Here is a 23,272-nt window from a genome sequence, read left to right on the forward strand (position 1 = left end):
GCTCAGGCCGCCTCGGTCAGCACGACGGCGATCCGCTCCTGGGCTGTCAGCGCCACCACAGCGGGTACGTCCCGGACGGGAAGCGCCAGATACAGGACCCTCTCGTTGTCCGTCGGGCTGACCATGTCGATCACGGTGGCCGCGAACCGGGTGCCCACGGCGGTCGCCCCGGCGGCGTTGTCGTCCGGGGTGCTGACCAGCAGGACCTTGTCGCCGGGGTGCAACTCGCGCGCTGGCACCTGCGCGGTCTTCAGGCCGAGCGCGATCTGCTGCTGACCCGGGCCGAGCAGCGGGGCGTCGGTGACCTGCCCCAGGGTGAGCAGCGTGCCGGGAACCAGCGCCACGGCGGCGCGCTTGCCGACCACCTCGTCCAGCCGGCCGGCGGACACCGGGTTCAGCCCCTGCCCACCGGCGACCTGCACGGTGATCAGGTCGGCCGCGCTGATCTCCCGCCCCACCTCGACCGGCCGCGCCACCGCGAGGTAGCTGCCCGTCGCCCGGACCGAGGTGACCGCGAACGCGGCGCCCAACCCACCCAGGGCGATCAGGAGTACGGCAAGACCCAGCAACCCCGGTCGAACCCGGCGCTGCCGCACCACCTTGGGCGGGCTGACCGGCGCGTCCACCTGGCCGGTCCCATTGCGCGTCGCCAGACTCACCGCACACTCTCCGTTCGCGACTGCGGGGCTCGCACGACCGGCTGCCTTTTCACCTGGTCACCACCTGAAGTTCGTTGATCTGGACCGGCACCGTGCCGCTCGTCCGGGTCTGGGAGATCGGGTCACCCTCGACGCCGCCGCCCGTCCACCAGCGCACCGTCCAGAAAGTGGTGGCACCCACCCGGTACGTACCGGCCTTCGGGTAGCCCGCGCGGTAGCCGCAGTCCGGGGAGGGTTGGCCGGCGCGCTTGCCCTTCGCGTCGTACGGGGTGCCGGGGACGGTGCAGGTGACCTTGTCGCGGTTGCCCATGTCCCAGACGATCCGGTCAACCTTCGCCTCGATGGTGACGGTCAGCCCACGGTCGGACGCGGAAGCCCGCAGCGGCCCGAAGTAGCTGGCGCTCGGCGTGGCCCACATCCACACCGGCAGGCCGACCAGGCCGGGGCCGATGTCCTTGCGGGGTGCCACCTTGAGTCGCGCGGGCAGCAGCTTGATCGACGCGAGCGCCCGTCGGGCCAGTTCCTCCGGGTCCGGCGGCGCGCCGAAGCCGGGCGGCGGTGCGCTGCGCAGCACCACGTCCTGGGCCCCGAGGTCGCCGCCGTTGCAGGTCTGCACGTACCACTGCTGACCCTCGGGTGCCTCGTCCTGCGGCTGGGCGAGCTTGTAGTAGCAACCGCTGCCGTTGTCGAACCAGCCGAGCACCTCGTGGTAGCAGGGGATGGTTCGACCGCCCCACTGGCAGACGCCGCCGCCCCCGCCGCCGCCGGAGTCTCCGCCGCCGTTGTCCCCGCCACCACCGGGGCCGCCCGGCGTGCCGGGTTCGTCGTCCCAGACGTTGCAGTCCGGCTGGCCGGGCGGGCACTCCACGCCGGGCCCGGCGCGCCGGGCGGCGGCGGCCGGCAGGGTCGCGCCGACCACCAGCAGCAGCGCCAGGCCGATCCCGGCGAGCGCCCGGTGGGGCACCCCGAACCCGGCGGTACGGGCCGGGGTGCCCCTTCCTCCCCAGGTCAGCACGGCTGGTCCTGGTGCGCCGCGCCGGAGTTGATCAGCCATCGACCGTCGGGATAACGGGTGGCGGTGGCGGTGGCGAGGTGTCTACCGCCACCGCTACCGGGGACGACCCGCTGGTCCTTGGCGTAGACCAGGCGGTAGCCGGTCGTGTCCAGGCAGTCCTGGATGTCCACGGTGGCCGGCTTCGCGTCCAGGCTGACGGCGGTCACGGTCGGGTCGGACTTCAACGTCCCGGTACGCATCGCGCCATGCTCCTTGGCCTCGAGAATGGACAATTGGACCCGGGTCAGCAGCGGATCAGCGAGAAATCGGGACAGTTCCGGCGCCTGCGGATCGCTGCGCCGACTCGCCGTGCGCGAGGCCGCGAGATAACCGGCGTACGCGTCGAGCGCCGCCCTTTCGGCCGTCCGCCGATCGGCGTCCGAAACCGCTCGTCGGTCCTCGCCTCGTGCCGCCGTGGGTCGTTCGACGGTTTCCCGTCCGCTGCCGCAGGCGGCGACCGGCACCGCTGCCGCGACCACCAGCAGGCAGATTGCCGCTCTGCTGAGCTGCCGTCCGCGCACCGTCGAGCCCTCCTCGTGATCGCCCGGTGCGGCTCGGGGTCACCGCTGCCGGGCTGCGGAAGCGCAACCCGGATCAGCCCATCCGGAACCGTTCAGCGCGCTTCTGCATTCACCGTTATGGATCTTTTACAAATGCAGGGCCCCGTGATGTTTGTCGTCGAGGTGAGGCTTGCGTCACACCCAAGGGGCGAGCATAAGCTCACGTTCGCCGATGCAACAGAGGCAATTCAACTGAACACTCTGCGTAATGATGGGTGGTGGTGACGAGTGGCCGCGTTGCGTTGTGAGCGGTGGCCGACCGGAGGGCCGGCAATGGTCGGATCTCGCCGGGCCGGATCGGACCGCGAGCACCCCTCCGGCGGCCTCGGGAGTGGGACATCGCGCCCTCATCCCGGCATCCGGGCGGGGTCGGCGGTCGATCGACGAGCTGTGCCGCCCGGCTTGCTGGCCGGCGTCGACCCGGCCGGCGGCTCTGTCGGTCGGCCGGGCGTCAAGGTCGTTTTCCGCGCCATCCGCGACACCAGAGCGATCGTTCAGTCACGATCCGTGTTCGCCTTCGTGGGGGATGTCGACCCGTCGGTGGGATCGACATGGCGCTGACCGGCCCCCCGATGGCCGCACCAGGTCAGCAGGACCCACCCGACCGGAGCCCGACCGACTGGTTCTCGGCCGTCCTGGCCGCCCTGACGGTCAGCCCGCTGCTGCGGTTGGCCGCCCTGCGCTACGCCGTACCGCCGGGCATCGCCGATCGGACCGGCTGCGACGCCTGCGGCGCGCCGGTCGGGCTGGCCCGGCCCTGGCCGGCGCTCGGCCCGGCTGGCCGCTGCGGTCGCTGCCCGGCCCGGGTCGGCCCCCCGCCCGGCACGGTGGAGGTGGTCGCGCTCGCCGCGGTGGCGCTGCTGGTGCTGGTCGGTCCGGGCGGCGGGGCGTTGCCGGCGCTGGCCTGGTGGCTCGGGTGGACGATCCCGGCGGTGTTCGTCGACCTGGCCGCGCACCGGTTACCCGACCGACTTACGCTGCCGGCGGCGGCCGGGACGTGGCTGCTGCTCGGCGCGGCTGCGCTCGTCGATGCCGATCCGGGGCCCTGGCTGAGGGCCGTCAGCGCCGGCGCGGGGCTGGCGCTGCTCTTCGCCGGCAGCACACTGGTGCTCGGCCGGCGTGGCTTCGGGCTCGGCGACGCCAAACTGGCGCTCAGTGTGGGTGCGCTGCTCGGCTGGTACGGCTGGCCTGTCCTGGTGCTCGGGCTGCTGCTCGCGTTCGGGCTGTCCGCACTGGTCAGCGTGGGTTTGTTGGTCGCCCGACGGGCCCGGTGGTCCACCCACCTGCCGTTCGGCCCGTTCCTGTTGCTCGGCACGGCGGGCGCCCTCCTGCTGGCCACCTGACCGTCCACCGCCTCATGATCGCGCTCGATCCAGGATCCAGTGGTGTCGCTCGCGCCCCGAGGCCACGACAGCCAGGATCGAGCACGATCTCACCAGCGTGCGGGTGTCAGCGGCGGGGTCGGCCGGCCAGGTCGGGGACCGGGCGACGGGCGTCGGCCCGACGGCGGAGCACCTCGGCGGTCGGGCGGGCCAGTAGTGGGGTCACCACGGCGGCGACCAGGGCGCCGAGCAGTACACCCGCGACCACGTCGTGCGGGTAGTGCACGCCCACGAAGACCCGGGAGAAGGCGGCCAGCGCGGCCAGCGGCAGCGCGAGCAGGCCGAGCCGTCGGGAGAGCAGCAGTGTGGTGACCGCCAGCGCTCCCGCCACGGTGGCATGGTTGCTGGGGAACGACCAGTCGCCCTGCGGTGGGCAGGCGCCCGCGATGATCGCCCGGCCGATCGTCCGGCACGGGCGGTCCTCGTCCACCACGGTCTTGAGCCCCTCGCTGCATGCGTACGCCAGGAAGGTCGGCAGCGGCGCGACCAGGGCGAGCGCCCGGTCGTGCGGGCCGCCGGCCAGGCGGCTCAGCGCGGCCACCAGCAGCAGCGCGCCGAGCAGGAGGATCACCCCCTCGGTGGCGTGCCCGACGAACCATTGCAGCGGTTGCGGGCTGCGGGCGGCGACGTCGACCACGTCGTGGTACCACTCGATGCTGATCTCTGGAACGTCCATGCTGCCGGTGTCGGCCATGAATCACCTCACCTGATGTTCATACCGCGTTGATGTTGGAGAAACCCTAGGAACGCGGCAGCAGGCGCCGCAGGGATCGAAGGTCAGACCAGCCACACGGCTTTCGTCCAGCAACCGCACAGGCGTCTCTGCTTGGCTGGGCATCGACGTCGGCATCGACAGGAGGCTCCGTGCACACCAGTTCGGCGACCGACCAGCCGCCGCCCGTCGACGGGACGGTGGACGACGGAACCTGGCGGATCCGGCGTACCCAGGCCGACCTGGACCGGCTCGGCGAAACCGAGTCGATCTTCGCGCTGGGCAACGGGTGGATCGGCTGGCGAGGCACCCTCGACGAGGGTGCGCCCTGCGAGATGCCGGGCAGTTACGTCAACGGCCTCCACGAGCGGCGCGAGCTGAGCTACCCCGAGGAGGGGTACGCGTTTCCGCAGGCCAGCGATACCGTCGTCAGCGCGCCGAACGCCGCGCTGATCCGGCTCTGGGTCGACGACGAGCCGTTGGACATCCGCACCGGGACACTGCACAGCCACGAGTGGGTGCTCGACCTGCGCGCGGGCGTGCTGCGCCGGGAGACCGAGTGGATCTCGCCGGCGGGGCGGAGGGTGCTGATCCGCAGCACCCGGCTGGTGTCGCTGCCCCGCCGCCCGGTCGCCGCCGTCCGGTACGAGGTCGAACCGCTGGACGCCCCCGTCGACCTGCGGGTGTGCTCGGACCTGCTGGCCAACGAGCGGGTGCCGGAGCGCTCGGACGACCCTCGCGCGGCCTCGGTGCTGACCGACCCGCTGACCGCCGAGACGCATCGCGCGACAGGTCTCGACGGGGTGCTGGTGCACCGCACCGAGCGCAGCGGTCAGCGTGTCGCGGTGGCGGTCAGCCACCTGCTGGACGCGCCTGCCACGGTGACCGCCACCTGTGACGACACCCCCGACCGGGTACGCCTCACCGTGGCCGGCCGGATGCACCCGGGCGAGCGGTTGCGGCTGACGAAGTTCGCCGCGTACGAGTGCGGGCCGGTCGAAGGCGCACCGGCCGCCGAGTTGGCCGACCTGGTCGCCGCCGAGGCGGACGCGGCCCGCGCGGACGGCTTCGACGCCCTGCTCGCCGACCAGCGGGCCAGCCTGGACGCCGCCTGGCAGGTCGCCGACGTGCTGCTCGACGGTGACCCGGAACTCCAGCAGGCGCTCCGGTTCGCGATGTTCCACCTGATCCAGGCGGGCCGCCCGGACGGTGACCGGACCATCTCGGCCAAGGGGTTGACCGGCAACGGCTACGACGGGCACGTGCTGTGGGACACCGAGACGTACGTGCTGCCGGTGCTCACCTACCTGGCGCCAGCGGTGGCCCGCTCGGCGCTGGCCTGGCGGCACAACCACCTGCCGGAGGCCCGGGAGCGGGCCGCCGAGCTGCGGCTGACCGGCGCGACATTCCCGTGGCGGACCATCGGCGGTCGGGAGTGCTCCGGCTACTGGCCCGCCGGCACCGCCGCGCTGCACGTCAACGGGGACATCGCCGACGCGGTGCTGCGCTACCTGGCGGCCACCGACGACCAGCGGTTCCTCGCCGAGGTGGGGCTGGAACTGCTGGTGGAGACGGCCCGGCTCTGGCACGGCTTCGGCCACTGGTCCGCAACCGGCGCGTTCCACCTGCACGGGGTGACCGGCCCGGACGAGTATTCCGCGCTGGTCGACGACAACGTCTTCACGAACCTGATGGCGCGGCGCAACCTGCGGGGCGCGGCGGACGCTGCCGAACGCCACCCCGACCTGGCCGACCGGCTCGGCGTGGACCCGGCCGAGATCGCCGGCTGGCGGGCCGCCGCCGACGCTGTCTTCATCCCGTACGACCGTGAGCGGGGAGTGCACCAGCAGGCCGCCGGGTTCACCGAGCAGCCGGAGTGGGACTTCGCGAACACCGACGAGGACGACTACCCGCTGCTGCTGCACTACCCCTACCTGGAGCTGTACCGCAAGCAGGTGGTCAAGCAGGCCGACCTGGTGCTGGCCATGCAGCTCTTCCCGGGCGAGTTCACCGCCGAGGAGAAGGCCCGCAACCTGGCCTACTACGAGGCCCGCACGGTCCGCGACTCGTCCCTGTCGGCCGCCCCGCAGGCGGTGCTGGCCGCCGAGGTCGGGCACCTCGATCTGGCGTACGACCTGTTCGCCGAGTCGGTGCTCCAGGACCTGGAGGATCTGGGCGACAAGACCGCCGACGGGCTGCACCTGGCCTCGCTGGCCGGGGCGTGGCTGGCGCTGGTGCAGGGCTTCGGCGGGCTGCGCGACGACCGCGGTGTGCTCTCCTTCGACCCCCGGCTGCCCCGGCGGATCGACCGGCTGGCGTTCAGCCTGCGCTGGCGCGGCGACCGGGTACGGGTCACGCTGACACACACCGAAGCTCGCTACGAGCTGCCCGACGCCGCCCCGGACGCCACCGTCGAGCTGTGGCACCACGGCGAGCAACTGCGGGTCACCGGTGCCACGCCGGTCACCCGGCCGATGCCGCCGGTGCCCGATCCCGGGCCCGAACCACCGTCCCCACCGGGCCGCCGCCCCACCCGCCGCTCGGCCGACTGACCCGCCGCGCCTCCCGGTCAGGCCGGTCAGGCGGCCGCCGCCAGGCCAGGTCGGCCGACGGGTCGCGGCCCCGCTCAGGTCGGCGTGGGGCCGCCGGCCATTCGTTCGCGGACGGCCTCCAGCGCCTCGAAGGCGTACGCCCAGTTGTGGCACTTGAAGCTGCGCAGGCCGTCGATGGCGGTGTGACAGTCGGAGCACCGCACGCCGGCGATGGCGTCGGGGACCTCGGTGTTGACGTACTTCTGCTCGCCGAGGATGACGGTGGCGATCATGGCCTTGTCGTGCAGGCCGGAGAGCGCCGACGAGACGATGTCGTACCAGGTGATCCGCCGGCCGCACTTCGGGCAGTCCGGCTCGTCGCCGCTGACCCAGAGCGGTGCGCCGATGCTGCGCGCCGGCATGCCGAGCAACTTCTCCAACCGCCGGACGTCCGACTCGCCGGTGATCCACCGGTGCCGGCCGGGCAGCGCGGCGGGCGAGTCGTACACGGCGCGGAACAGGTCGTGGTCGACCCGTACGGTCTCCCGCTGACTGGTCATCGGCGTCCCTCCCCGGTGCGTCGGTGCCCCCACCGTGGTCGGCAGTGACCAGGGGTGCAGCCGGATCAACGACACGAGGGGTCAGCGGGTCGTCGCCTCGGGTGCTAGACATCGAGATCGGACCGCGTCGAAGGGACCCTTCGTGACCGACCAGCCGGCACCCGACACCACCGACGTCACCGCCCAACCCAACGTCGCCCGGATGTACGACTACTTCCTGGGCGGCAGCCACAACTTCGCCGCCGACCGGGCCGCCGCCGACCGAGTCCTGGAGATCTTCCCGGAGACCGGGGTCGCCGCCCAGACCAACCGGCACTTCCTCCGCCGGGCCGTCCGGTACGCCGCCGAGCAGGGCATCCGCCAGTTCCTGGACATCGGTGCCGGCTTGCCAACCCAGGGCACCGTGCACGAGGTGGTGCGGGCTGTGGCCCCCGACGCCCGGGTGGTCTACGTCGACTACGACGAGGTGGCTGTCTCGTACGCCCGGCGGTTGTTGGTTGACGTGCCCGGCACGGCGGTCGTGCGGGGCGACCTGCGGCGGCCGGACGACCTGCTCGCCCACCCGGACGTCCGTGGCACGCTCGACCTGGACCGCCCGGTGGCCGTGCTGCTCCTCGCGGTGCTGCATTTCGTGCCGAACGACGACGACCCGTGGGGTGCCATCGCCCGGCTGCGTGACGCCACCGTGCCCGGCAGCCAACTGGTGCTGTCGCACCTGACGCTGGACGGCATCCCGCCCGAGCTGGCCGAGCGCGGGCAGGCCGTGTACCGCAACAGCAGCGCCCCGCTGGTGCCCCGCACCCACGCCGAGGCGTTGCGCTTCTTCGCCGGGTACGACCTGGTGGAGCCCGGCCTGGTCGAGACCACCCGGTGGCGGCCGGACGGCGATCCGGAGACTGTGAACTCGCACGGCTACGCCGGGGTCGGCGTCCGCCGCTGACCCATTTTCGCCGCCAGCGGCGGCCCTCGGATGGTACGAACGGACGCAGGGCGTGCCACCGGGAGGAGCGCTGATGGTGAGCAGGCCCGAACGGCTGCTGCGGAGAAGTGACACGCCGCTCAGCGCCACGTTCCTGGAACTCTTCTTCGATCTGGCGTTCGTCCTCGCCCTCAGCCAGTTGGCCCAGCACCTGCTGCACGACCTCACCCTGGCCGGCGTGCTCCGCACCGCCATGTTGCTGGCCGGCGTCTGGTGGATCTGGGTGACGACCACCTGGTTCGCCGACTGGTACGACCCGGAGTCTCCGGTCGTGCGGGCGGTGCTGGTCGCCGCCACGCTGGGCAGCCTGCTGGCGGGGGTGGCGATCCCGCAGGCGCTGGACGGGCGCGGCGTGCTCTTCGCCGGGGCGTACGTCGCGGTCCACCTCATCCGGGGCACGGTCACCGTCGTCGCTCTGCGCGGCCACCCGCGCCAAACCCGGGCGCTGCGGATTCTCTGCTGGTTCAGCGTCTCCGCCGTGCCGTGGCTGGCCGGTGCGTTCCTCCCGCAGTGGCGGGTGCCGCTCTGGCTGCTGGCCCTGGCGATCGACCTCACCGGGCCGCGACTCGGCTGGCCCACTCCGCGGATGGGGTGGACCACCTGGCAGGAGCTGCACCTCGCTGGCGAGCACTTCGCCGAGCGGTACCAGCAGATCATGATCATCGCGCTCGGTGAGCTCGTCCTGGTCGCCGGCCTGACGTACGGCGGCACCCGCCTCGAACTCCGGCAGACCGCCGCCTTCCTGCTGGTCTTCGTCACGGCGGTGCTGATCGGCCTGCTCTACGCGACGCCCGCCGGCCAGCGGCTGGGCCCGGCCATCGAGCACGCCGGCCCGTCCCGGCTCGGCGTCCTCACCGGATACCTGCACCTGGTGATGGTCGCCGGAATCGTGGTCACGGCCGTCGGGTCCGAACTGACCATCGCCCGCCCCACCGAGGTCGGCGACATGACGGTCGTCGTGGTCATCCTCGGTGGGCCGATGCTCTTCCTCGCCGGGCGGATCCTGTTCTCACTGGCGATCCACCGGCGGCTCTCCTGGCCGAGGGTGGTCGGCCTGTTGGTGCTGGCCGGCGCGGCGGCCGTTCTGCGGCTGCCGCTGCTGGCGGTCAGCGCGGTCGCCGCCGGGGTGCTGCTCGTGGTGACCGTTCTGGACCACGCCGGCATCGTCAGCTACCGGTCGCGATCCCAATGAGCGCTGGAGGTTGATCCCGCGTCGCTCTGCCACGCTGTGAGCGCTTGCCAACGCCCAAGCTCAGCCCTTCACCGCGCCCGCGGTGAGCCCTTCGGTCAGGAAGCGCTGCCCGAGGGCGTACATGACGACCACGGGGATGCTGACCAGCAGCGAGGCCGCGGCGAGTTGTCCCTGCGGTACGACGTCTCCGGCGATCATCGACTGCATCCCCACGGGGAGCGTCTTGTACTCGTCCTTCGTGATGAACACGAAGGCGAAGAGGAACTCGTTCCAGGCATTGGTCAGGGTGAAGAGCGCGACCGCCAGCAGCCCTGGCTTGGCGAGGGGCAGCACGACCCGGCCGAACGCCTGGATGCGGGTGCAGCCGTCGACCAGCGCGGCCTCCTCCAACTCGATGGGGATCGACGAGAAGTACCCCACCAGCAGCCAGGTGGCGAACGGAAGCGTGAAGGTCGGGTACGTCACCACCAGCGACCACAACGAGTCGGTCAGCCGCGCGCCGATGAGCATCTGGTACAGCGGGATGAACAGCAGCGCGCCCGGCATCACGTAGGTGAGCAGCACCGTGACGGTAAAGCCCTGCGCCCCACGGAACCGCAGCCGGGCCAGCGCGTAGCCCGCCAGGGCGGCGCAGACCAGTGCCACCGCGGTGGACGCCGCGGACACCAGAATGGTGTTGAGGTACCAGCGGCCGAACGGCTGGTTGGCGAACAGGGCACCGAACTGCTCCAAAGTCCACGGCGTCGGCCACAGGTCGTCTGTCCGCATGACGACCTGACCCTCGGACTTGAAGGCCGTGACGGCGATCCAGTACAGCGGGCCCAGCGCGAAGAAGAGCAGCCCGGCCAGCACCACACCGGAGCCGAGGCCCGACACCACGGACGACGCTCGGCGGCCGCCCCGGGACTGGAGGGCCGAAACCACCCGGCCGACCGCCGTCGCGACCAGCAGAATCACACCGAGGACCACCGCCGCCTTCCAGAAGATCTTCGGCGATGCCCAGAGCAGCAGGCCGGTGACCGCTGCGGTGACGACCCACGGCAGCGCCCTCCGCGCCGGCCCGGTCCACCGCTGCGCCCCGAGCCACCGCGCTGCCCGGCGTCGCCGGGGCAGTTTGACGCCGGTGTCCTGGCGCAACAACCGGACCAGGATGAACACCAGTCCGCCGATGATCGGCAGCATGACGAGCGTGACCGCCGCGCCGGCGCCGTACTGCAACTGCAAAATCGCCTTCGAGTACGCGACGAGCACGTACGGCGCGGTCACGTCGCCCGGGCCGCCCTGCGTCAGCAACCAGACGAGGTCGAAGTTGTTGAACGTCCAGATCGACGACAGGGTCACCGTCACGGTGATCACGTGGCGCAGTCCGGGCAGCGTCACGTGGGCGAACCGTTGCCACGGCGAGGCGCCGTCGATGGTCGCCGCCTCGTAGAGGTCCGCCGGGATGGCCTTCAACCCTGCCAGGAAACACACGGTGAAGAACGGCACGCCCTTCCAGACGTTGACGAGGATGACCGAAGGCATGGCCAGCGACGGGTCGGACAGCCAGCCTGCGGGCCAGCTGTCGACCAGGTGCGCGCTGGCCAGCAGTGGCCCGATCCCCGTGACGGTGAGCAGTGTGTTGACACTGCCGAAGATCGGGTCGAGCAGCGCGCGCCAGCTGAACGCCGTCACCACCGTCGGCACCACCCACGGCACCAGGAGCAGCCCGGCCAGCACGGCCCGCCCGCGGCGCAGGTGGTGCAGCAGCAGGGCCGCCGCCAGCCCCAGCACGACCTTGAAAATCTCGGCGTACGCGGTGAAGACGAACGAGTTCACCACGCCCGTGTGGAACTGCTCGTCGCCGACGAGGGAGAGGTAGTTGCCCAGGCCGACGAACACGGTGTCCTGCCCGTGCCGTTCCGTGGTGCTGGTGAGTATCGACCGGCCGATCGGCACGAGGACGAGAGCGCCGACGAGCACGGCCATGGGCGTCAGGAACAGTGCCGCCAGTCGCCAGTCACGACCCAGTCGTCGCTGGGTCGCCGTGAGAGAGCCGGGCCCCGACGGCGGGGAGTTCCTCGCCGCCGTCGGGACCCGCGCAGGACGGACTGATCTCACTGCGGCAGCCCCTGCTGGTTGAAGATCTGCACCATCTTCGCGTGGGCGGCCTTCACGGCCTGTGCCGGCGCAGTGCCCTGAACGACCTGCTGCATCATGTCGGTGAGGACGTAGGCCGAACCCACCGCCTGCTGGCCCGCGCTGGCCTTCTGCGGGAAGGCCAGGCCGTTCTTCGTGTTCAGCGGCAGCGACAGTTGGGTGATCTTGCGCAGCATGGGGAACGCCGGGTCGCCGCTGGTGAAGAACGGGTCGGCATCCCAGACCTTCTCCCAGGCGGGCATCACCAGGCCGGGTGCCTCCTTCGCCACCCCGAGCAGCGCGGGCGCGCTGACCAGGTACTGCGCCAGGAGCTTGGCGAGCGCCGGGTTCTTGGCGCCCTTGAAGACAACGAAGCCCTGCGACTGGCCGAGCAGCAGGGGGTTGTCGGTCGCCGGCCCGATGCAGTCGGAGAACACGTGGGTGTTCGCGTGCACCGGGTTCTTCTTGGTCCTGGAGTCCGCGTAGACACTGAACTGGTTGCGGGTGTAGCCGAGGACCCCGGCGAGCCAGTTCTCGTTGTTGCTGGTGTCGGTCCAGCTGGCCACGCCCGGCGGCAGCATCGGCTTGTACTTGGGATTGGTGTAGATGTCGCCGAGGAAGGTCGCCGCCTGCACCGTCTCGGGCGAGTCGAACGTGACCTTCCGGCCGTCGTTGGAGGCGATCGACCCGCCGTAGGCGTTGATCAGTGCCTCGATCATGCCGTTGCCGTCACCGGACCGGTTCACCGTCATGCCCCAGCCGAACCGGCGCTTGCCCGGATCGGAGATCTCCAGGCACAGATCCCGCAGTTCCTCCCAGCTGTAGATGTCCTTGGGTGTGATGCCCTTGTCCTGCATCCAGTCCTTGCGCAGGAACGACCCGATCCCGATGAAGTGGTACGGGATCGCGAACCACTTGCCGTCGAAGACGCAGAAGTTCTTGGCCTCGGCGCAGGGTTCGCCGTACTTGGCCGTCAGTGCCTGGACGATGTCCGTCACGTCCTCCAGGTCGCCCAGCGCATGGAACTGCGCGACGAACCGTGAGTCGGTCATGAATGCCAGGTCACGCGCCACCCCACCCTTGACCTCGGCGTCGATCTTGGCCACCACGTCACCGGCGTCGGCCTGGACCAGGCTGTTCTCGATCTTCGTCCCGGTGGTGTCGGCGAACTTCTTGATCGAGCTGTCCAGGGCATCGTTCGCCGCTGTCGAGTACAACTTCTGCGACAGCATCCCCATCGCGGAGCCCTTCATCGCCGCGGCGGCGTCGATGAGCTCCTGCGGAACTTCCGGCTGCACCCTGGTGGGCGATTCGGAGGTGTCCCCGCACGCGGCCAGACCGGCTGCGCCGAGCACCCCCACCCCCATCCCCAGAAAGCCGCGTCGGGACCACAGCGGGTTGTCCTGCATGGACGTTCGCCTCCTTCGTCTGCCGGCACCGCTGCACGCCGATGGCGTTCTTGGCGAACACCGCGATGCTCCTGCTCCAGGTGTGTCTCTGTGCGGGCGACCATGGACATGTTGACCCGCATTGATCAGTTCGGTCGTGTAGACCCATCAGGTGCATCGCGCCGTGACATCCGGGTCTCGGTTGTCGACGCCGTTCGCCGTGGTCACGGCCGGTGGGTACGCGAACCGTGCGAGTTCGGTCGGAGCGCCCCAAGAGTCCGGGCGAGCCTCGCGAGAAATTTCCCGTGCCGATCTCCGGGTGGCGCGACGAGCATGAACAGCTGGGGATCGGGCTGAGAAGGCGGCGCTGATGTTCCAGTTCGGTCCGGCCACAGTGGACTACCACCGTTCGAGATTTCGAACTGAGTTCGAGATACCGTATTGGGTGGACGCGACGCTAGAGCACTCCCGTCGGGAATGTCAATGTTTCGATGTGATTTCCGGCTGAAGACGTCAAGCCGGCTATCGAGACTGGGCCCGGTACCCCATCCGGGCGGACAGCGCGGCCGCGCCCTCGCGAACCAGCTCGACCCACTCCACCTGCGCCTGCGGGGTCCAGCGGATGATCGGCGCGGACAGGCTCATCGCGGCGATGGTCACGCCGGAATGGTCGCGGATCGGCGCGGCGACGCAGCGCATGGCACTGTCGGACTCGCCGACGTCGACCGCGACGCGCTCCACCCGGACACGTTCGAGATGCGCGCGCAGGAGGTCCGGGTCGGTGATGCTGTCCGGCGTCATGCCGAGCAGGGCGCCCTTCGTCAGGACGGCGTCCAACTCGGCCTGATCGAGGCCCGAGAGCAGGATCTTGCCGACCGCCGTGCAGTGGGCCGGCAACCGCCGGCCGACCGCGGAAACCATCCGGACGGGGTGCGTGCTGTCGAACTTCACGAGGTAGATGACGTCGGCCCCGTCGAGCACGGCCACGTGGACAGCCTCGTCGGAGGCGGCGGCCACGTCCCGCGCGACGCACTGCGCCTCGCGAACCAGGTCAAGTCGGCCGGCGAACGCCGCGCCGAGCTGGAACAGCGGCATGCCGAGCCGATACTGCACCGGCTGGCCCGGTACAGAGATCAGATACGAGCGAGCCTCCAGCGTGACGAGCAGCTCGTGAACGGTGGTGCGAGGCAGGTCGAGCCGCTCCATCACCTGACGGGCCGACAGTTGGGGGCAGTCCAGGAACAGTTCGAGGACGTCGAGTGCGCGGATGACTGCCGGTACCACACGGGGCATGTCGCTAGTCCCTTCGAAGTGCTAGACCCGTGTCAACGATCTCCACACGGGCCAGCACCTGAAGAGGATAACTGCGAGCGCGCAGCCACCCCGACAGCGTGGACGATCTGGCCGCGCACGTTCGAGCGTGCGATCGATCAGCGCGGCGTCCAACTGCCGTCGGGGTGGCCGTTGTCAGGCGCCGTCCACGCCGTGGCCGACCATCTTCTCCGGCTGCACGATCTGTTCGAACTGCTCGGCGGTGACCTTGCCGGAGGTCAGGGCAGCCTCACGCAGCGTCAGGTCGTTCGCCAGGGCCAACTCGACGATCCGCGCTGCGTTCTGGTGCCCGATGAGCGGGCTGAGCGCGGTGACCAGCATGAGGCTCTCCCCGACGTACCCGGAGATCTTTTTGGTGTTGAGTTCTGTTCCTTCAACGCTGAAGGTGCGGAACTTCTCCATGCCGTCGCCGAGGATGCGGGCGGAGTGCAGGAAGTTGTTGATGATGAGCGGTCGCATCGCGTTGAGCTCCAGGTTGCCCTGCGAGCCGGCGAAGGCCACGCCGCTGTCGGCGCCGAGCACCTGGACCGCGATCATCACGATCGCCTCGCACTGCGTGGGGTTGACCTTGCCTGGCATGCTCGACGAGCCAGGCTCGTTCCGCGGCAGCAGGAGCTCGGCAAGGCCGGCCCGCGGGCCCGACGCGAGCCAGCGCATGTCGTTCGCGATCTTTATGAGCGCGACGGCAAGGCCTCGCAGCGCACCGTGAGCGCGCACCATCGCGTCCAACGAGCCCTGCGCGGCGAACTTGTTCGGCGCCGTGACGAACGGCTTGCCGGTCAGCTCGGCGAGCGTCGCCGCCACGTCCCGGCTGAAACCCTGCGGCGCGTTCAGGCCGGTGCCGACCGCAGTGCCGCCGAGCGTCAACTCGTACAGACCCTGCCGGCTGTGCTCGATCTCGGCGATACAGGACCGCAGCTGGGCGGCCCAGCCGGACCATTCCTGGCCCACGGTCAGCGGAACCGCGTCCCCCAGGTGCGTACGGCCGATCTTGACGACACCCATCCACTTCTCGGACTTGCGCTCGATGACCTCGGCCAGCCGTCGGGCCTGCGGCAGCAGTCGATCGTCGAGCTCGGTGATCGCCGCGATGTGCATGGCGGTCGGGAACGAGTCGCTGCTCGACTGTCCCATGTCGACGTCGTCGTTGGGCCTGACCGGCTCCTGTGAGCCCAACCTGCCGCCGAGCAGCTGGATGGCCCGGTTGGACAGGACCTCGTTGACGTTCATGTTGCTCTGGCTGCCCGAGCCCGTCTGCCAGACGTAGAGCGGGAAGTGGTCGTCGAGTTGGCCGGCGATGGCCTCCTCGGCCGCCTGCACGATCGCACGCGCCTTTCCCTCAGGCAGCCGGCCGGCAGCCTGGTTGACCAGGGCTGCGGCCTTCTTCACATAGCCGTACGCGTGGTACACCTCCTTGGGCATGAGGTCGTCGCCGATCGAGAAGTGCGCCAGCGAGCGCTGCGTCTGCGCGCCCCAGTAGCGATCGGCGGGCACCTCGATCGTGCCCATGCTGTCGAACTCGCGGCGGGTGCCGGTCGCCGTGAGGGCGACCGGCACGTTGCGCAGCGTGGGGACCTCGCTGCTCACGCCTGCAGCGCCTCCTTGAGGAAGGACACCGCCTGCGCGACCGCGGCCTTGGCGGCGTTCGTGTCGTGCAGCGCGTTGACCATCACGAAGTCGTGGATGATCGCCGAGTACGTCACGTGGGTGACGGGTACGCCCGCGGCGCGCAGCTTGTCGGCGTACCCGGCGCCGTCGTCGTGCAGCACGTCCTCGCGGGCGTTGATGATCAGCGCCGGCGGCAGGCCGCGCAGCTGGTCGGGGGTGGCGCGCAGCGGCGACGCGGTGATCTGCGCCCGGTCCTGCTCGCTGGTGGTGTACTGGTCCCAGAACCACTTCATGCCGGTACGGGTCAGCCAGTAGCCCTCGGCCCAGCGGTGGTACGAGTCGGTGTCGAACCCGGCGTCGGTGACCGGGTAGAACAGCACCTGCGCCCGGAAGTCGACGTCGCCGCGTTCCTTGGCCATCAGGGTCAGGGCGATGGCCATGTTCCCGCCGACCGAGTCGCCGCTGATCGCGATGCGTGAGCTGTCCAGGCCCTCGTCGGCGCCGTGCGCGGCGACCCAGGCCGCCACCGCGTACGACTGCTCGTTCGCCACCGGGTACTTCGCCTCGGGCGAAAGGTCGTACTCGGGGAAGATCACGGCCGCGCCGGTGCCGACGGCGAGTTCACGTACGAGGAGGTCATGAGTGTGGGCGTTGCCGAACACCCACCCGGCGCCGTGCGTGTAGATCACGACCGGCAGTGGGCCGGTCGTGCCCCTCGGCTTGACGATGCGGGTCCGCACCGATCCGGTCGGCCCACCCGAGACGGTGATCCACTTGTCCTCGACGTCGGGCTTGAAGATGGGGCTGTCCTGGACCGCGTCGACGGTCTTGCGACCAACCTCGGGGTCGAGCTGGTAGAGGTAGGGCGGATTCACAGTGGCCTCGACGAACTCCTGGGCGGCCGGCTCCAGCGAGACGTTATGCGGGTTTGCGGACATGACAGTCCTCCTCGGACATCTGATCGGGTTGGTCTTGCCCCGATAGCCTGGCGGTACCGCCTGGCCTGCAGCGTCCGTCGACTGACTGACATTGCGCATCGCCCACATACGTACGACACCGGGTCAGTCAGGTTGGTCCCCGGCTTCCTGACCCTCCGCGCATTCGGCCAAGGCGTCGCGCAGGGCCGCGCGCGAGGTGATGCCCAACTTGGGGAACACCCGGTACAGGTGGGTGGAGACGGTGCGCGGCGAGAGCACCAGACGGGCGGCGATCTGTGGGTTGGAGAGCCCGGACGCGGCCAGCCGGGCGACCTCCAGCTCCTGCGGGGTGAGGCCAACTCCGGTGTGACCACGAGGCACTCGGGTCATCCCGGTGGCCCGCAGTTCGGCTGTGGCTCGGGCCGTCCACGGCGCCGCTCCGAGTCGCTCGAAGCTCTGGCGGGCGGTGGAGAGCTGGACCCGTGCCTCGCGGCTGTGTCCCAGCCTGCGCAGTCGCTCACCGTAGGCCAGGTTCACCCGGGCCACCTCGAACGGCCACTGGTCGATGCCCGCCAAGGCCAGCGCCTCCTCGAACAGCGCAGGCGCGTCCTCTGGAGCCGACGTCATCGCCGTCATCGCGGCGGTCAGGAGCGCGAAGCGCGGTGAGATACGGCTCACCTGCGCGTCCCGCATGGCGGCAGCATGCCGCAGCGCATCCTCGGCCCGACCGGAGTAGAGCGCTGCCTCGGTCAGGTCCAGGGCACTCCAGAGCGCCTCGATGCTGAACGGTGACAGCACACCCGGCACAGTGATCGCCGAGGCATGGACGAAGGCGCTTTCGAAGTCGGACGAGCCGAGCGCCGCGCGAGCGAGCGCATGGTGCGCCCAGTGCTCCAGACGACCCAGACCGCGGCTCGCCGCCCAGTCCAAGAGCGCCGTGCAGTGCGCTTGGCACGCGTGCGAGTCACCGCGGTGGGCAGCGATGAGGCCGGCGATGTAGTCGCCGACATGGGCGAAAATGTGATGCCCCGTCTCGTGGCCGACCTCGCGGATCTCGTCGGCGGTGGTCTGCGAATCGTCCCAATGACCGGCGTAGAGGTCGGCGAGCGCACTCATGATCATTACGGGTAGGGCCCCGCCCAGAGTTCCGGTGTCCCGCGCGTCGGCGACCACCCGGGCGAGGGGCTTGCGCCAGCAGGCGAGGCGATCCAGATTGGAGGCGGCCAACGCGATCCGGTTGATCACGTCGGCATCGGTCACCTCGTCGAGTTGCGCCAGCCCCTCGTCGAGATCCCGCAGCAGCGCATCCGGTATGGAACCCGGGTCTTCCAGGATCCGGACCAGGGAGATGGGCGAGCTGGCGGGAACATCCGGCAGCGTCGCCACGAGTTTGCGTAACGGCACCCAGTAGTCCGCGCGCCCGGAGTACTGACAGACGAGCGTGAGAGTGAGCAGGGGCGGTGTGAGCTCGTCGAGGTTCGGGCAGGAATCGACGGTATTCCGTTCGATCGCGTCGACCAGCAGTCGGTGAGCCGTCACGACATCGCCGTCCATCAGGCACAGCCACCCCGCAGCGGCAGCAGCAGGTAGAGAACGGTCAGTCGGTGTCTTGGCGCGCAGCTCAGCCATGATCTGATGAGACAACGCGAGGTGCCCGGCCACGGACGCGCCGATGTAGGCGGCGTGCGCGAGGCGACGGCTACCGGCGACACGGTCGGAGCTCAACGCGGCAGCGCGCCGGAGTCTGGCCACGGCGCCCAGGACATCGCCGCGACGCATGCTGCTGTGGGCGCTGTCCTCGACGATCTGGGCGATCGACTCGTCCGGCGCCGCAGTCGTCATCGACAGGTGATCCGCGCGGCGCTCGGGCTGATCGACCAGCGCGTCGGCCAGCCGCTGGTGAGCCGACCGCCGCTGGTCGAGGGTGGCAGCCTCCACCACAGCGGACCTGACCAGAGGATGCCGGAAACGCAGCGTGCGCGCGTCCGCGGCGGCGATGATCAGGTCGTCCCGCTCTGCGGCGTCGAACCCGTCGAGTCCTTCGGGACCGCTGGCAGCTTCCAGCACCCAGATGTCTCCGGAACCTTCCAGGGCGGCAAGCAGAAGCAGTTCACGGGTACGCGACGGGAGCCGCGCGACACGAGCGGCGTACAGGGCACGGACGTCCCGGGCGGGTCCGGTGCCGGGCAACGGATCATCGGTGCCGGCGAAGGCGCCGAACTCCAGCAACGCCAACGGATTACCCTGCGCCTGCTGTGCCACCGCATGCAGGGCGCGGGGAGCGAGACGGGTGAACTGGTCGGACAGCAGCCGGAGCGCGTCCGTCTCACCGAGCGGCAGGATCTCCCGCTCCGGAAGACCGATGCCCGACGACCCTGTGGTTCCGGTGCGGACGGCCGCCAGCACCCCGATGCGACGACCACCGGCCCTGCGGGCGACGAAGCCGATCACTGACCGGCTCGCCCGGTCCAGCACATGCAGATCATCGACGACCAGCAACAGAGGCTGCTCCCGGGCAGCCTCGCCGAACAGCGAGAGAGCCGCGTGCAGGACGGTCATCTCGGCCGGCGCAGGCCCGGTGCCGAAACCGAGCGCGACCTCGAGCGCCGAACGCATCGGTGGCGGCAGAGACGCGAGCTCTGCGGTGAGTGGACCGACGAGCTGGTGCAGGCCGGAGAAGCTGATCTCCGTCTCGTACTCGACGCCGCTGCCTCGGAATACCCGCATCCCCTGGGCGGCAGCGAGCTCGGCAGTGGCGTCCAGAAGCGCTGTCTTGCCGACACCGGGCTCGCCGGTAAGAAGCAGAGCAGCACCGTTCCCAGCGGCGTCATCGAGGAAACTCGTGAGAAGGACCAACTCGTCGGTACGCCCCACCAGCCCGGCCGTCATCTCCGTCCACCTCGCATCCGGCCCACCGCTTCGTCATGGCCGTGCCGAGCGATCGAACGAGCAGCCGTGAAAGTTTCGCTGATCTTCCCACGTTCGCCTGGTCAACAGCGAGTAGCGGATAAGTGACCAGTCACTCATGCTCGCTCACCCGCCTCCCGGGGCATGGGTTCACAGCGGGCCCTTCAGGGACCCGAATCGGGAACCTGTGGATTAAAAGTGCGCAGAACGAGACAAATCCCCTTCGGGGCATCGGCGTTTTCCGCCGCCCGGATCCCGGCCGTGTTGTCCGGCTGCGTCTGGTCTGGTCCGCGCCACGTCTATGGGGAGCGACGCCACGATGAGTGACCGGCGGACGCATGAATCCGGCCATCGCGATTTGAGTCCGACCGGTACCGGAGCGTCCGAGCACCCGTGGAGCACCCCCGGTCCCGGGTGCTGCCCGCTTGCCGGCCACTTCTCCTTGCCCCCGGGCGGTGGAGGGCTATGGCGACCGCCCAGCAAGGAGGTCCGAGCCGGTCGCGCCCATCCATGCGCTCGAGGCTGAACTCGGCACCGATGACCGGCGGCAACGGGAGGTCTGTCCCTGGCGTCGACTTCTACGCTCTGCCCGCGCTCTATACTTCCGATAACGCAGGCATTATTTCCGGGCTATAGTGGGTGTGTGAGCCAGTGGGAGGTCGGCCTTACCGAGGACGTCGAGGACTGGCTGCTTGACCTGGCGAAGTCTGACCCCGACTCCGCTGACCAGGTGGCTGCGGCCATTGATCTGCTCGCCGCCGAGGGTCCGGCGCTCGGTCGACCGTTGGTTGATCGAGTCAAGGGCTCGAACTACAAGAACATGAAGGAGTTGCGGCCAGGCTCGGCAGGGGGAACCGAGATCCGTATCCTGTTCGCCTTCGATCCTCAGCGGGAAGCCATCCTGCTGGTGGCGGGTGACAAGAGCGGCAACTGGAAGGGCTGGTACGAAACCAGCATTCTCGAAGCCGACAGGAAGTTCGCCGATCATCTGCGAGAGCTGAAGGGACAGCACTGATGGCGCGAAGCTGGCGGGATGTCCGCTCCCGCATGAACCTCGACGAGGCCAAGGTTGAGCAGCACAAGGAGCGCATGCTTGGCGAGGTACGCGCGACGCGGCTGCGTGAGATGCGCGAGAAGCGCGGCCTGACTCAGCAGCAGGTTGCCGACCGCATGAACGTTTCACAGCCGCGCGTCGTCGCCATCGAGAGCGGCGAACTGCCGAAGACTGAGGTCGGCACGGTTGCCCGGTACATCGCTGCCCTTGGCGGCAAGGCCGAGTTTGTTGCCGAGTTCGATGGCGAACGGGTGACCCTGAGTTGATGTCTGGGGCATGAGGGCGGTGCCGAGCGCTCGGCATGCCAGTTGGTCCCGTAGTGAGGCAGGCCGCGACTGCCTGTAGCCCTTCCGTCGCCACGTCAGCCCTGACCTATCTGAGTTGCCGCCGCTCAGCGGTTGTGTGGTGGGCGGCTGCGAAACTTCGATTGGGTGTCTATCCCCGCGTGGCACCGGGTGGAAGAGCGAGGAACTGCTCGATGTCGGCGATGGCGTCCTCCACCGTGCCGCCGACCTGCGGGTCGCGCAGCCGGGCGCGCAGAGCGGGCAGGACTTTGTCGGTGTCGAGTTGGTGGTGGATGCGGGCAAGGTGGCCAAGGCAGATCGCTGCTGTGGCCCGGACGTCCTCCTCCGGATGATCCAGCACGCGTAGGTAGAAGTCCTGGCACCAGCGCCAGTCCGCATCGTGCAACGCGAGCCCGACCATCGAGTCGGTGAGGGTGTCGATGTCGCCTGCTGCGAGTGCGGCTGTGGCCGCGTCGTGGCTCGCTGGAGCTGGTTCGTAGTAGCTGCGCTGTGTGCTCACGTCTCGTCCTTCGGCGGCGCGGTCGGCCTGCCCTTCTTGTCTACCAGTCCGCCACGCTTGAGGGCGTTGCGCATGTCGTCGTTCGGGCCGTCTTTGCTGTGGTCCTCCCAGTCGCGGACATGGCCGTGGTAGATCTCGACGACGTCGTCGCCAGGGTTCGACGGCTCGATTCGGCGGTGCCGGTCGAGAACGACAATCTCACCCGTCTGGTGATCGACGCCGATACGGCGGCGCTCGTTGGTCTCCTTGATCTGCACCGACCGGTCCAGTGCGCTCTGACCGTTGCTGGGGGCACGGCTCGCGCTGCCCATGGCCAGATTGCGATCGGTGTCCCGGTGCTTGGGCCGTTGCTCGTCGCCGACGTGGTACACCCGGCGGAGAGGCCACTGCGGCGGACGGACTGATTGCCGTGGTGGCCTCTCCGCAGGCTGATCCCCGAGCATGCGTCGGGTATGTCCGCCTCTGAATCGCTGATCCGTTGCCCGTGCGCCCGGAGACACCTGTCCACGGACCGGTACGACCGGTCAAGGCCCCATGCGAGTGCCGGTGAGGCAAGCGCGGTGGCGACGGCGGTGAAGGTCCAGTGCCGGCTCTTCGGAGGTGGGGGCACGAATGACATGACCGCCTGCCACTCCTCTTCGTCACTGCAGCGGTACGCTCCGACGCGAGAGCCTACCGCCTGATCGATGCGTGGGGGGTCCGGCAATCGAGTCCGCGTCCTGCCGAGGTTGATGCATCGGCGGCTTGTTCGATGGGGTGACGACGGGATATCGGCCAGTCCCGCAGGTACTGGCTGCGCCTGCGGCTGCGCAACGGAGCTGGCCGCGCTTCGCTCGGAGTTGGCCGCCTTGCGAGCCGATGTTGCCCGGCTGCTGCCGCCGGCCGGTAAGGCGGCGGTGCAGGGCCCGCCTGTTGGCGGTCGGTCGGCCGGCGCTGGGGAGCGGCTTGCGACCGAGCAGGTGGCGTTGTTCCGCTCCCTGTTTATGGGGCGCGACGACGTGTACGCCCAGCGGTGGGAGAAGGATGGCCGCAAAGGCTGGTACCCGCAGTTGGAGCGGCTGCCGGGGCAGACGTGGCAGGAGGTCGGTTTTCAGGGGAAGCCGATACATCATTCTGCAGCTCAGAGAGGGCTGTGGTGGGCCGCCAGGGACTCGAACCCTGAACCTATGGATTAAAAGTGGCCAGGGAATGACAAAACGCTATGAAGTCGTTTTGCCGTCGTGACCTTGGCTTGCCGTCCGAGTAACGGCAGTGCGGTCCCGTTGTGTCCGCGCTGGTCCAGGGCCTGGTTGCGGTGTACGACGCGGCGGTGTGCGGCCCGCCTCGTGGTGATGTCCGGGGGTTGCGTGATGGGTCCGTCCTGGGTTGGGGACGTCCGAGCACCCGGGGAGCGGCCCATCGGTGGTACGACGCGGTTCCGCCCGTCTCCTTGAGCCGATCGTCTGCCCCAGTGGCGATCCCAAGGGGTCGACAGGACCCGGAAGAAATTGGGGCGCGGCGTTGATCTTCGCTGGC

At 69.8% G+C, this 23,272-nt stretch carries 19 protein-coding genes; 6 read left to right on the forward strand and 13 right to left on the reverse strand.

Features of this window, described 5'->3' with window-relative positions:
* Positions 1-2: 2 nt before the first annotated feature.
* Genes ABZ780_RS05030 through ABZ780_RS05040 form a run of 3 tightly spaced genes read right to left on the reverse strand, consistent with a single transcriptional unit; the run spans position 3 to position 2,198 of the window.
* Positions 3-659 carry an SAF domain-containing protein gene (locus ABZ780_RS05030; protein WP_357003685.1) on the reverse strand — a complete coding sequence of 219 codons (657 nt, stop codon included), beginning with the start codon at positions 657-659 and terminating at the stop codon, positions 3-5.
* 49 nt (positions 660-708) lie between these two features.
* Positions 709-1,713 carry a hypothetical protein gene (locus ABZ780_RS05035; protein WP_357003688.1) on the reverse strand — a complete coding sequence of 335 codons (1,005 nt, stop codon included), beginning with the start codon at positions 1,711-1,713 and terminating at the stop codon, positions 709-711.
* Positions 1,668-2,198: a hypothetical protein gene (locus tag ABZ780_RS05040; protein ID WP_357004816.1), complete on the reverse strand. Its 531-nt coding sequence runs from the start codon at positions 2,196-2,198 to the stop codon at positions 1,668-1,670. Before ABZ780_RS05040 ends, ABZ780_RS05035 begins: the two co-directional genes overlap by 46 nt.
* 647 nt (positions 2,199-2,845) lie before the next feature.
* Between ABZ780_RS05040 and ABZ780_RS05045 the strand changes: the two genes are divergently transcribed.
* Entirely contained in the window at positions 2,846-3,616 is a 771-nt protein-coding gene (locus ABZ780_RS05045; RefSeq protein ID WP_357485301.1) for an A24 family peptidase, read from the forward strand.
* 106 nt (positions 3,617-3,722) lie between these two features.
* Here ABZ780_RS05045 and ABZ780_RS05050 read toward each other — a convergent pair whose 3' ends face one another.
* Positions 3,723-4,349 (reverse strand): phosphatase PAP2 family protein, encoded by a 627-nt coding sequence (locus ABZ780_RS05050; RefSeq protein ID WP_357484285.1) that lies wholly within the window; start codon positions 4,347-4,349, stop codon positions 3,723-3,725.
* A 170-nt stretch (positions 4,350-4,519) separates the two neighbouring features.
* Here ABZ780_RS05050 and ABZ780_RS05055 point away from each other — a divergent pair, with 170 nt between their 5' ends.
* Complete coding sequence (locus ABZ780_RS05055; protein ID WP_357484288.1) at positions 4,520-6,919, forward strand: glycosyl hydrolase family 65 protein; 2,400 nt, start codon at positions 4,520-4,522, stop codon at positions 6,917-6,919.
* A 74-nt stretch (positions 6,920-6,993) separates the two neighbouring features.
* On the opposite strand, the gene ABZ780_RS05060 is transcribed toward ABZ780_RS05055, so the two are convergent.
* Positions 6,994-7,458: a hypothetical protein gene (locus ABZ780_RS05060; RefSeq protein ID WP_357484290.1), complete on the reverse strand. Its 465-nt coding sequence runs from the start codon at positions 7,456-7,458 to the stop codon at positions 6,994-6,996.
* Positions 7,459-7,600: 142 nt separating this feature from the next.
* Between ABZ780_RS05060 and ABZ780_RS05065 the strand changes: the two genes are divergently transcribed.
* Both ABZ780_RS05065 and ABZ780_RS05070 read left to right on the forward strand, forming a co-directional pair.
* Entirely contained in the window at positions 7,601-8,398 is a 798-nt protein-coding gene (locus ABZ780_RS05065) for an SAM-dependent methyltransferase (protein ID WP_357003700.1), read from the forward strand.
* A gap of 73 nt (positions 8,399-8,471) precedes the next feature.
* On the forward strand, positions 8,472-9,629 hold the full coding sequence (locus ABZ780_RS05070) for a low temperature requirement protein A (protein WP_357484292.1): 1,158 nt from the start codon (positions 8,472-8,474) through the stop codon (positions 9,627-9,629).
* 60 nt (positions 9,630-9,689) lie between these two features.
* Here the strand turns inward: ABZ780_RS05070 and ABZ780_RS05075 are convergent, their stop codons facing one another.
* From ABZ780_RS05075 to ABZ780_RS05100, 6 genes are all read right to left on the reverse strand, one after another.
* On the reverse strand, positions 9,690-11,597 hold the full coding sequence (locus tag ABZ780_RS05075; protein ID WP_357484294.1) for an ABC transporter permease subunit: 1,908 nt from the start codon (positions 11,595-11,597) through the stop codon (positions 9,690-9,692).
* 128 nt (positions 11,598-11,725) lie between these two features.
* Positions 11,726-13,156 (reverse strand): extracellular solute-binding protein, encoded by a 1,431-nt coding sequence (locus ABZ780_RS05080; protein WP_357484297.1) that lies wholly within the window; start codon positions 13,154-13,156, stop codon positions 11,726-11,728.
* 501 nt (positions 13,157-13,657) lie between these two features.
* Positions 13,658-14,428, reverse strand: a complete 771-nt coding sequence (locus ABZ780_RS05085) for an IclR family transcriptional regulator (RefSeq protein WP_357484299.1) — start codon at positions 14,426-14,428, stop codon at positions 13,658-13,660.
* A 174-nt stretch (positions 14,429-14,602) separates the two neighbouring features.
* A complete protein-coding gene (gene fumC / locus ABZ780_RS05090) occupies positions 14,603-16,054 on the reverse strand; it encodes a class II fumarate hydratase (RefSeq protein ID WP_357484302.1) in 1,452 nt (483 codons plus the stop codon).
* Complete coding sequence (locus ABZ780_RS05095) at positions 16,051-17,013, reverse strand: alpha/beta hydrolase (protein WP_357484304.1); 963 nt, start codon at positions 17,011-17,013, stop codon at positions 16,051-16,053. The genes fumC and ABZ780_RS05095 overlap by 4 nt, the downstream gene beginning before the upstream one ends.
* Positions 17,014-17,136: 123 nt before the next feature.
* Positions 17,137-19,881, reverse strand: a complete 2,745-nt coding sequence (locus tag ABZ780_RS05100; protein WP_357484306.1) for an AAA family ATPase — start codon at positions 19,879-19,881, stop codon at positions 17,137-17,139.
* 661 nt (positions 19,882-20,542) lie between these two features.
* Between ABZ780_RS05100 and ABZ780_RS05105 the strand changes: the two genes are divergently transcribed.
* Positions 20,543-20,914 carry a type II toxin-antitoxin system RelE/ParE family toxin gene (locus ABZ780_RS05105; RefSeq protein ID WP_357484309.1) on the forward strand — a complete coding sequence of 124 codons (372 nt, stop codon included), beginning with the start codon at positions 20,543-20,545 and terminating at the stop codon, positions 20,912-20,914.
* Between the two features lie 32 nt (positions 20,915-20,946).
* Positions 20,947-21,219 carry a helix-turn-helix domain-containing protein gene (locus ABZ780_RS05110; protein WP_278125246.1) on the forward strand — a complete coding sequence of 91 codons (273 nt, stop codon included), beginning with the start codon at positions 20,947-20,949 and terminating at the stop codon, positions 21,217-21,219.
* A gap of 169 nt (positions 21,220-21,388) precedes the next feature.
* Here ABZ780_RS05110 and ABZ780_RS05115 read toward each other — a convergent pair whose 3' ends face one another.
* Positions 21,389-21,757: a hypothetical protein gene (locus ABZ780_RS05115; protein WP_357484312.1), complete on the reverse strand. Its 369-nt coding sequence runs from the start codon at positions 21,755-21,757 to the stop codon at positions 21,389-21,391.
* A complete protein-coding gene (locus ABZ780_RS05120; RefSeq protein ID WP_357484315.1) occupies positions 21,754-22,128 on the reverse strand; it encodes a hypothetical protein in 375 nt (124 codons plus the stop codon). The genes ABZ780_RS05115 and ABZ780_RS05120 overlap by 4 nt, the downstream gene beginning before the upstream one ends.
* Positions 22,129-23,272 lie beyond the last annotated feature (1,144 nt).

Source organism: Micromonospora sp. NPDC047467, from assembly GCF_040643095.1.
Taxonomy (GTDB): Bacteria; Actinomycetota; Actinomycetes; order Mycobacteriales; family Micromonosporaceae; genus Micromonospora.

What these genes read in the sequence shown, in the direction of transcription:
- ABZ780_RS05070 (WP_357484292.1), top strand. Translation starts at nt 8,472, where the DNA reads ATGGTGAGCAGGCCCGAACGGCTGCTGCGGAGAAGTGACACGCCGCTC.
- ABZ780_RS05075 (WP_357484294.1), bottom strand. Translation starts at nt 11,597, where the DNA reads ATGGCCGTGCTCGTCGGCGCTCTCGTCCTCGTGCCGATCGGCCGGTCG.
- ABZ780_RS05050 (WP_357484285.1), bottom strand. Translation starts at nt 4,349, where the DNA reads ATGGCCGACACCGGCAGCATGGACGTTCCAGAGATCAGCATCGAGTGG.
- ABZ780_RS05085 (WP_357484299.1), bottom strand. Translation starts at nt 14,428, where the DNA reads ATGCCCCGTGTGGTACCGGCAGTCATCCGCGCACTCGACGTCCTCGAA.
- ABZ780_RS05110 (WP_278125246.1), top strand. Translation starts at nt 20,947, where the DNA reads ATGAACCTCGACGAGGCCAAGGTTGAGCAGCACAAGGAGCGCATGCTT.
- ABZ780_RS05095 (WP_357484304.1), bottom strand. Translation starts at nt 17,013, where the DNA reads ATGTCCGCAAACCCGCATAACGTCTCGCTGGAGCCGGCCGCCCAGGAG.
- ABZ780_RS05100 (WP_357484306.1), bottom strand. Translation starts at nt 19,881, where the DNA reads ATGACGGCCGGGCTGGTGGGGCGTACCGACGAGTTGGTCCTTCTCACG.
- ABZ780_RS05060 (WP_357484290.1), bottom strand. Translation starts at nt 7,458, where the DNA reads ATGACCAGTCAGCGGGAGACCGTACGGGTCGACCACGACCTGTTCCGC.
- ABZ780_RS05035 (WP_357003688.1), bottom strand. Translation starts at nt 1,713, where the DNA reads ATGGCTGATCAACTCCGGCGCGGCGCACCAGGACCAGCCGTGCTGACC.
- ABZ780_RS05080 (WP_357484297.1), bottom strand. Translation starts at nt 13,156, where the DNA reads ATGCAGGACAACCCGCTGTGGTCCCGACGCGGCTTTCTGGGGATGGGG.
- ABZ780_RS05045 (WP_357485301.1), top strand. Translation starts at nt 2,846, where the DNA reads ATGGCCGCACCAGGTCAGCAGGACCCACCCGACCGGAGCCCGACCGAC.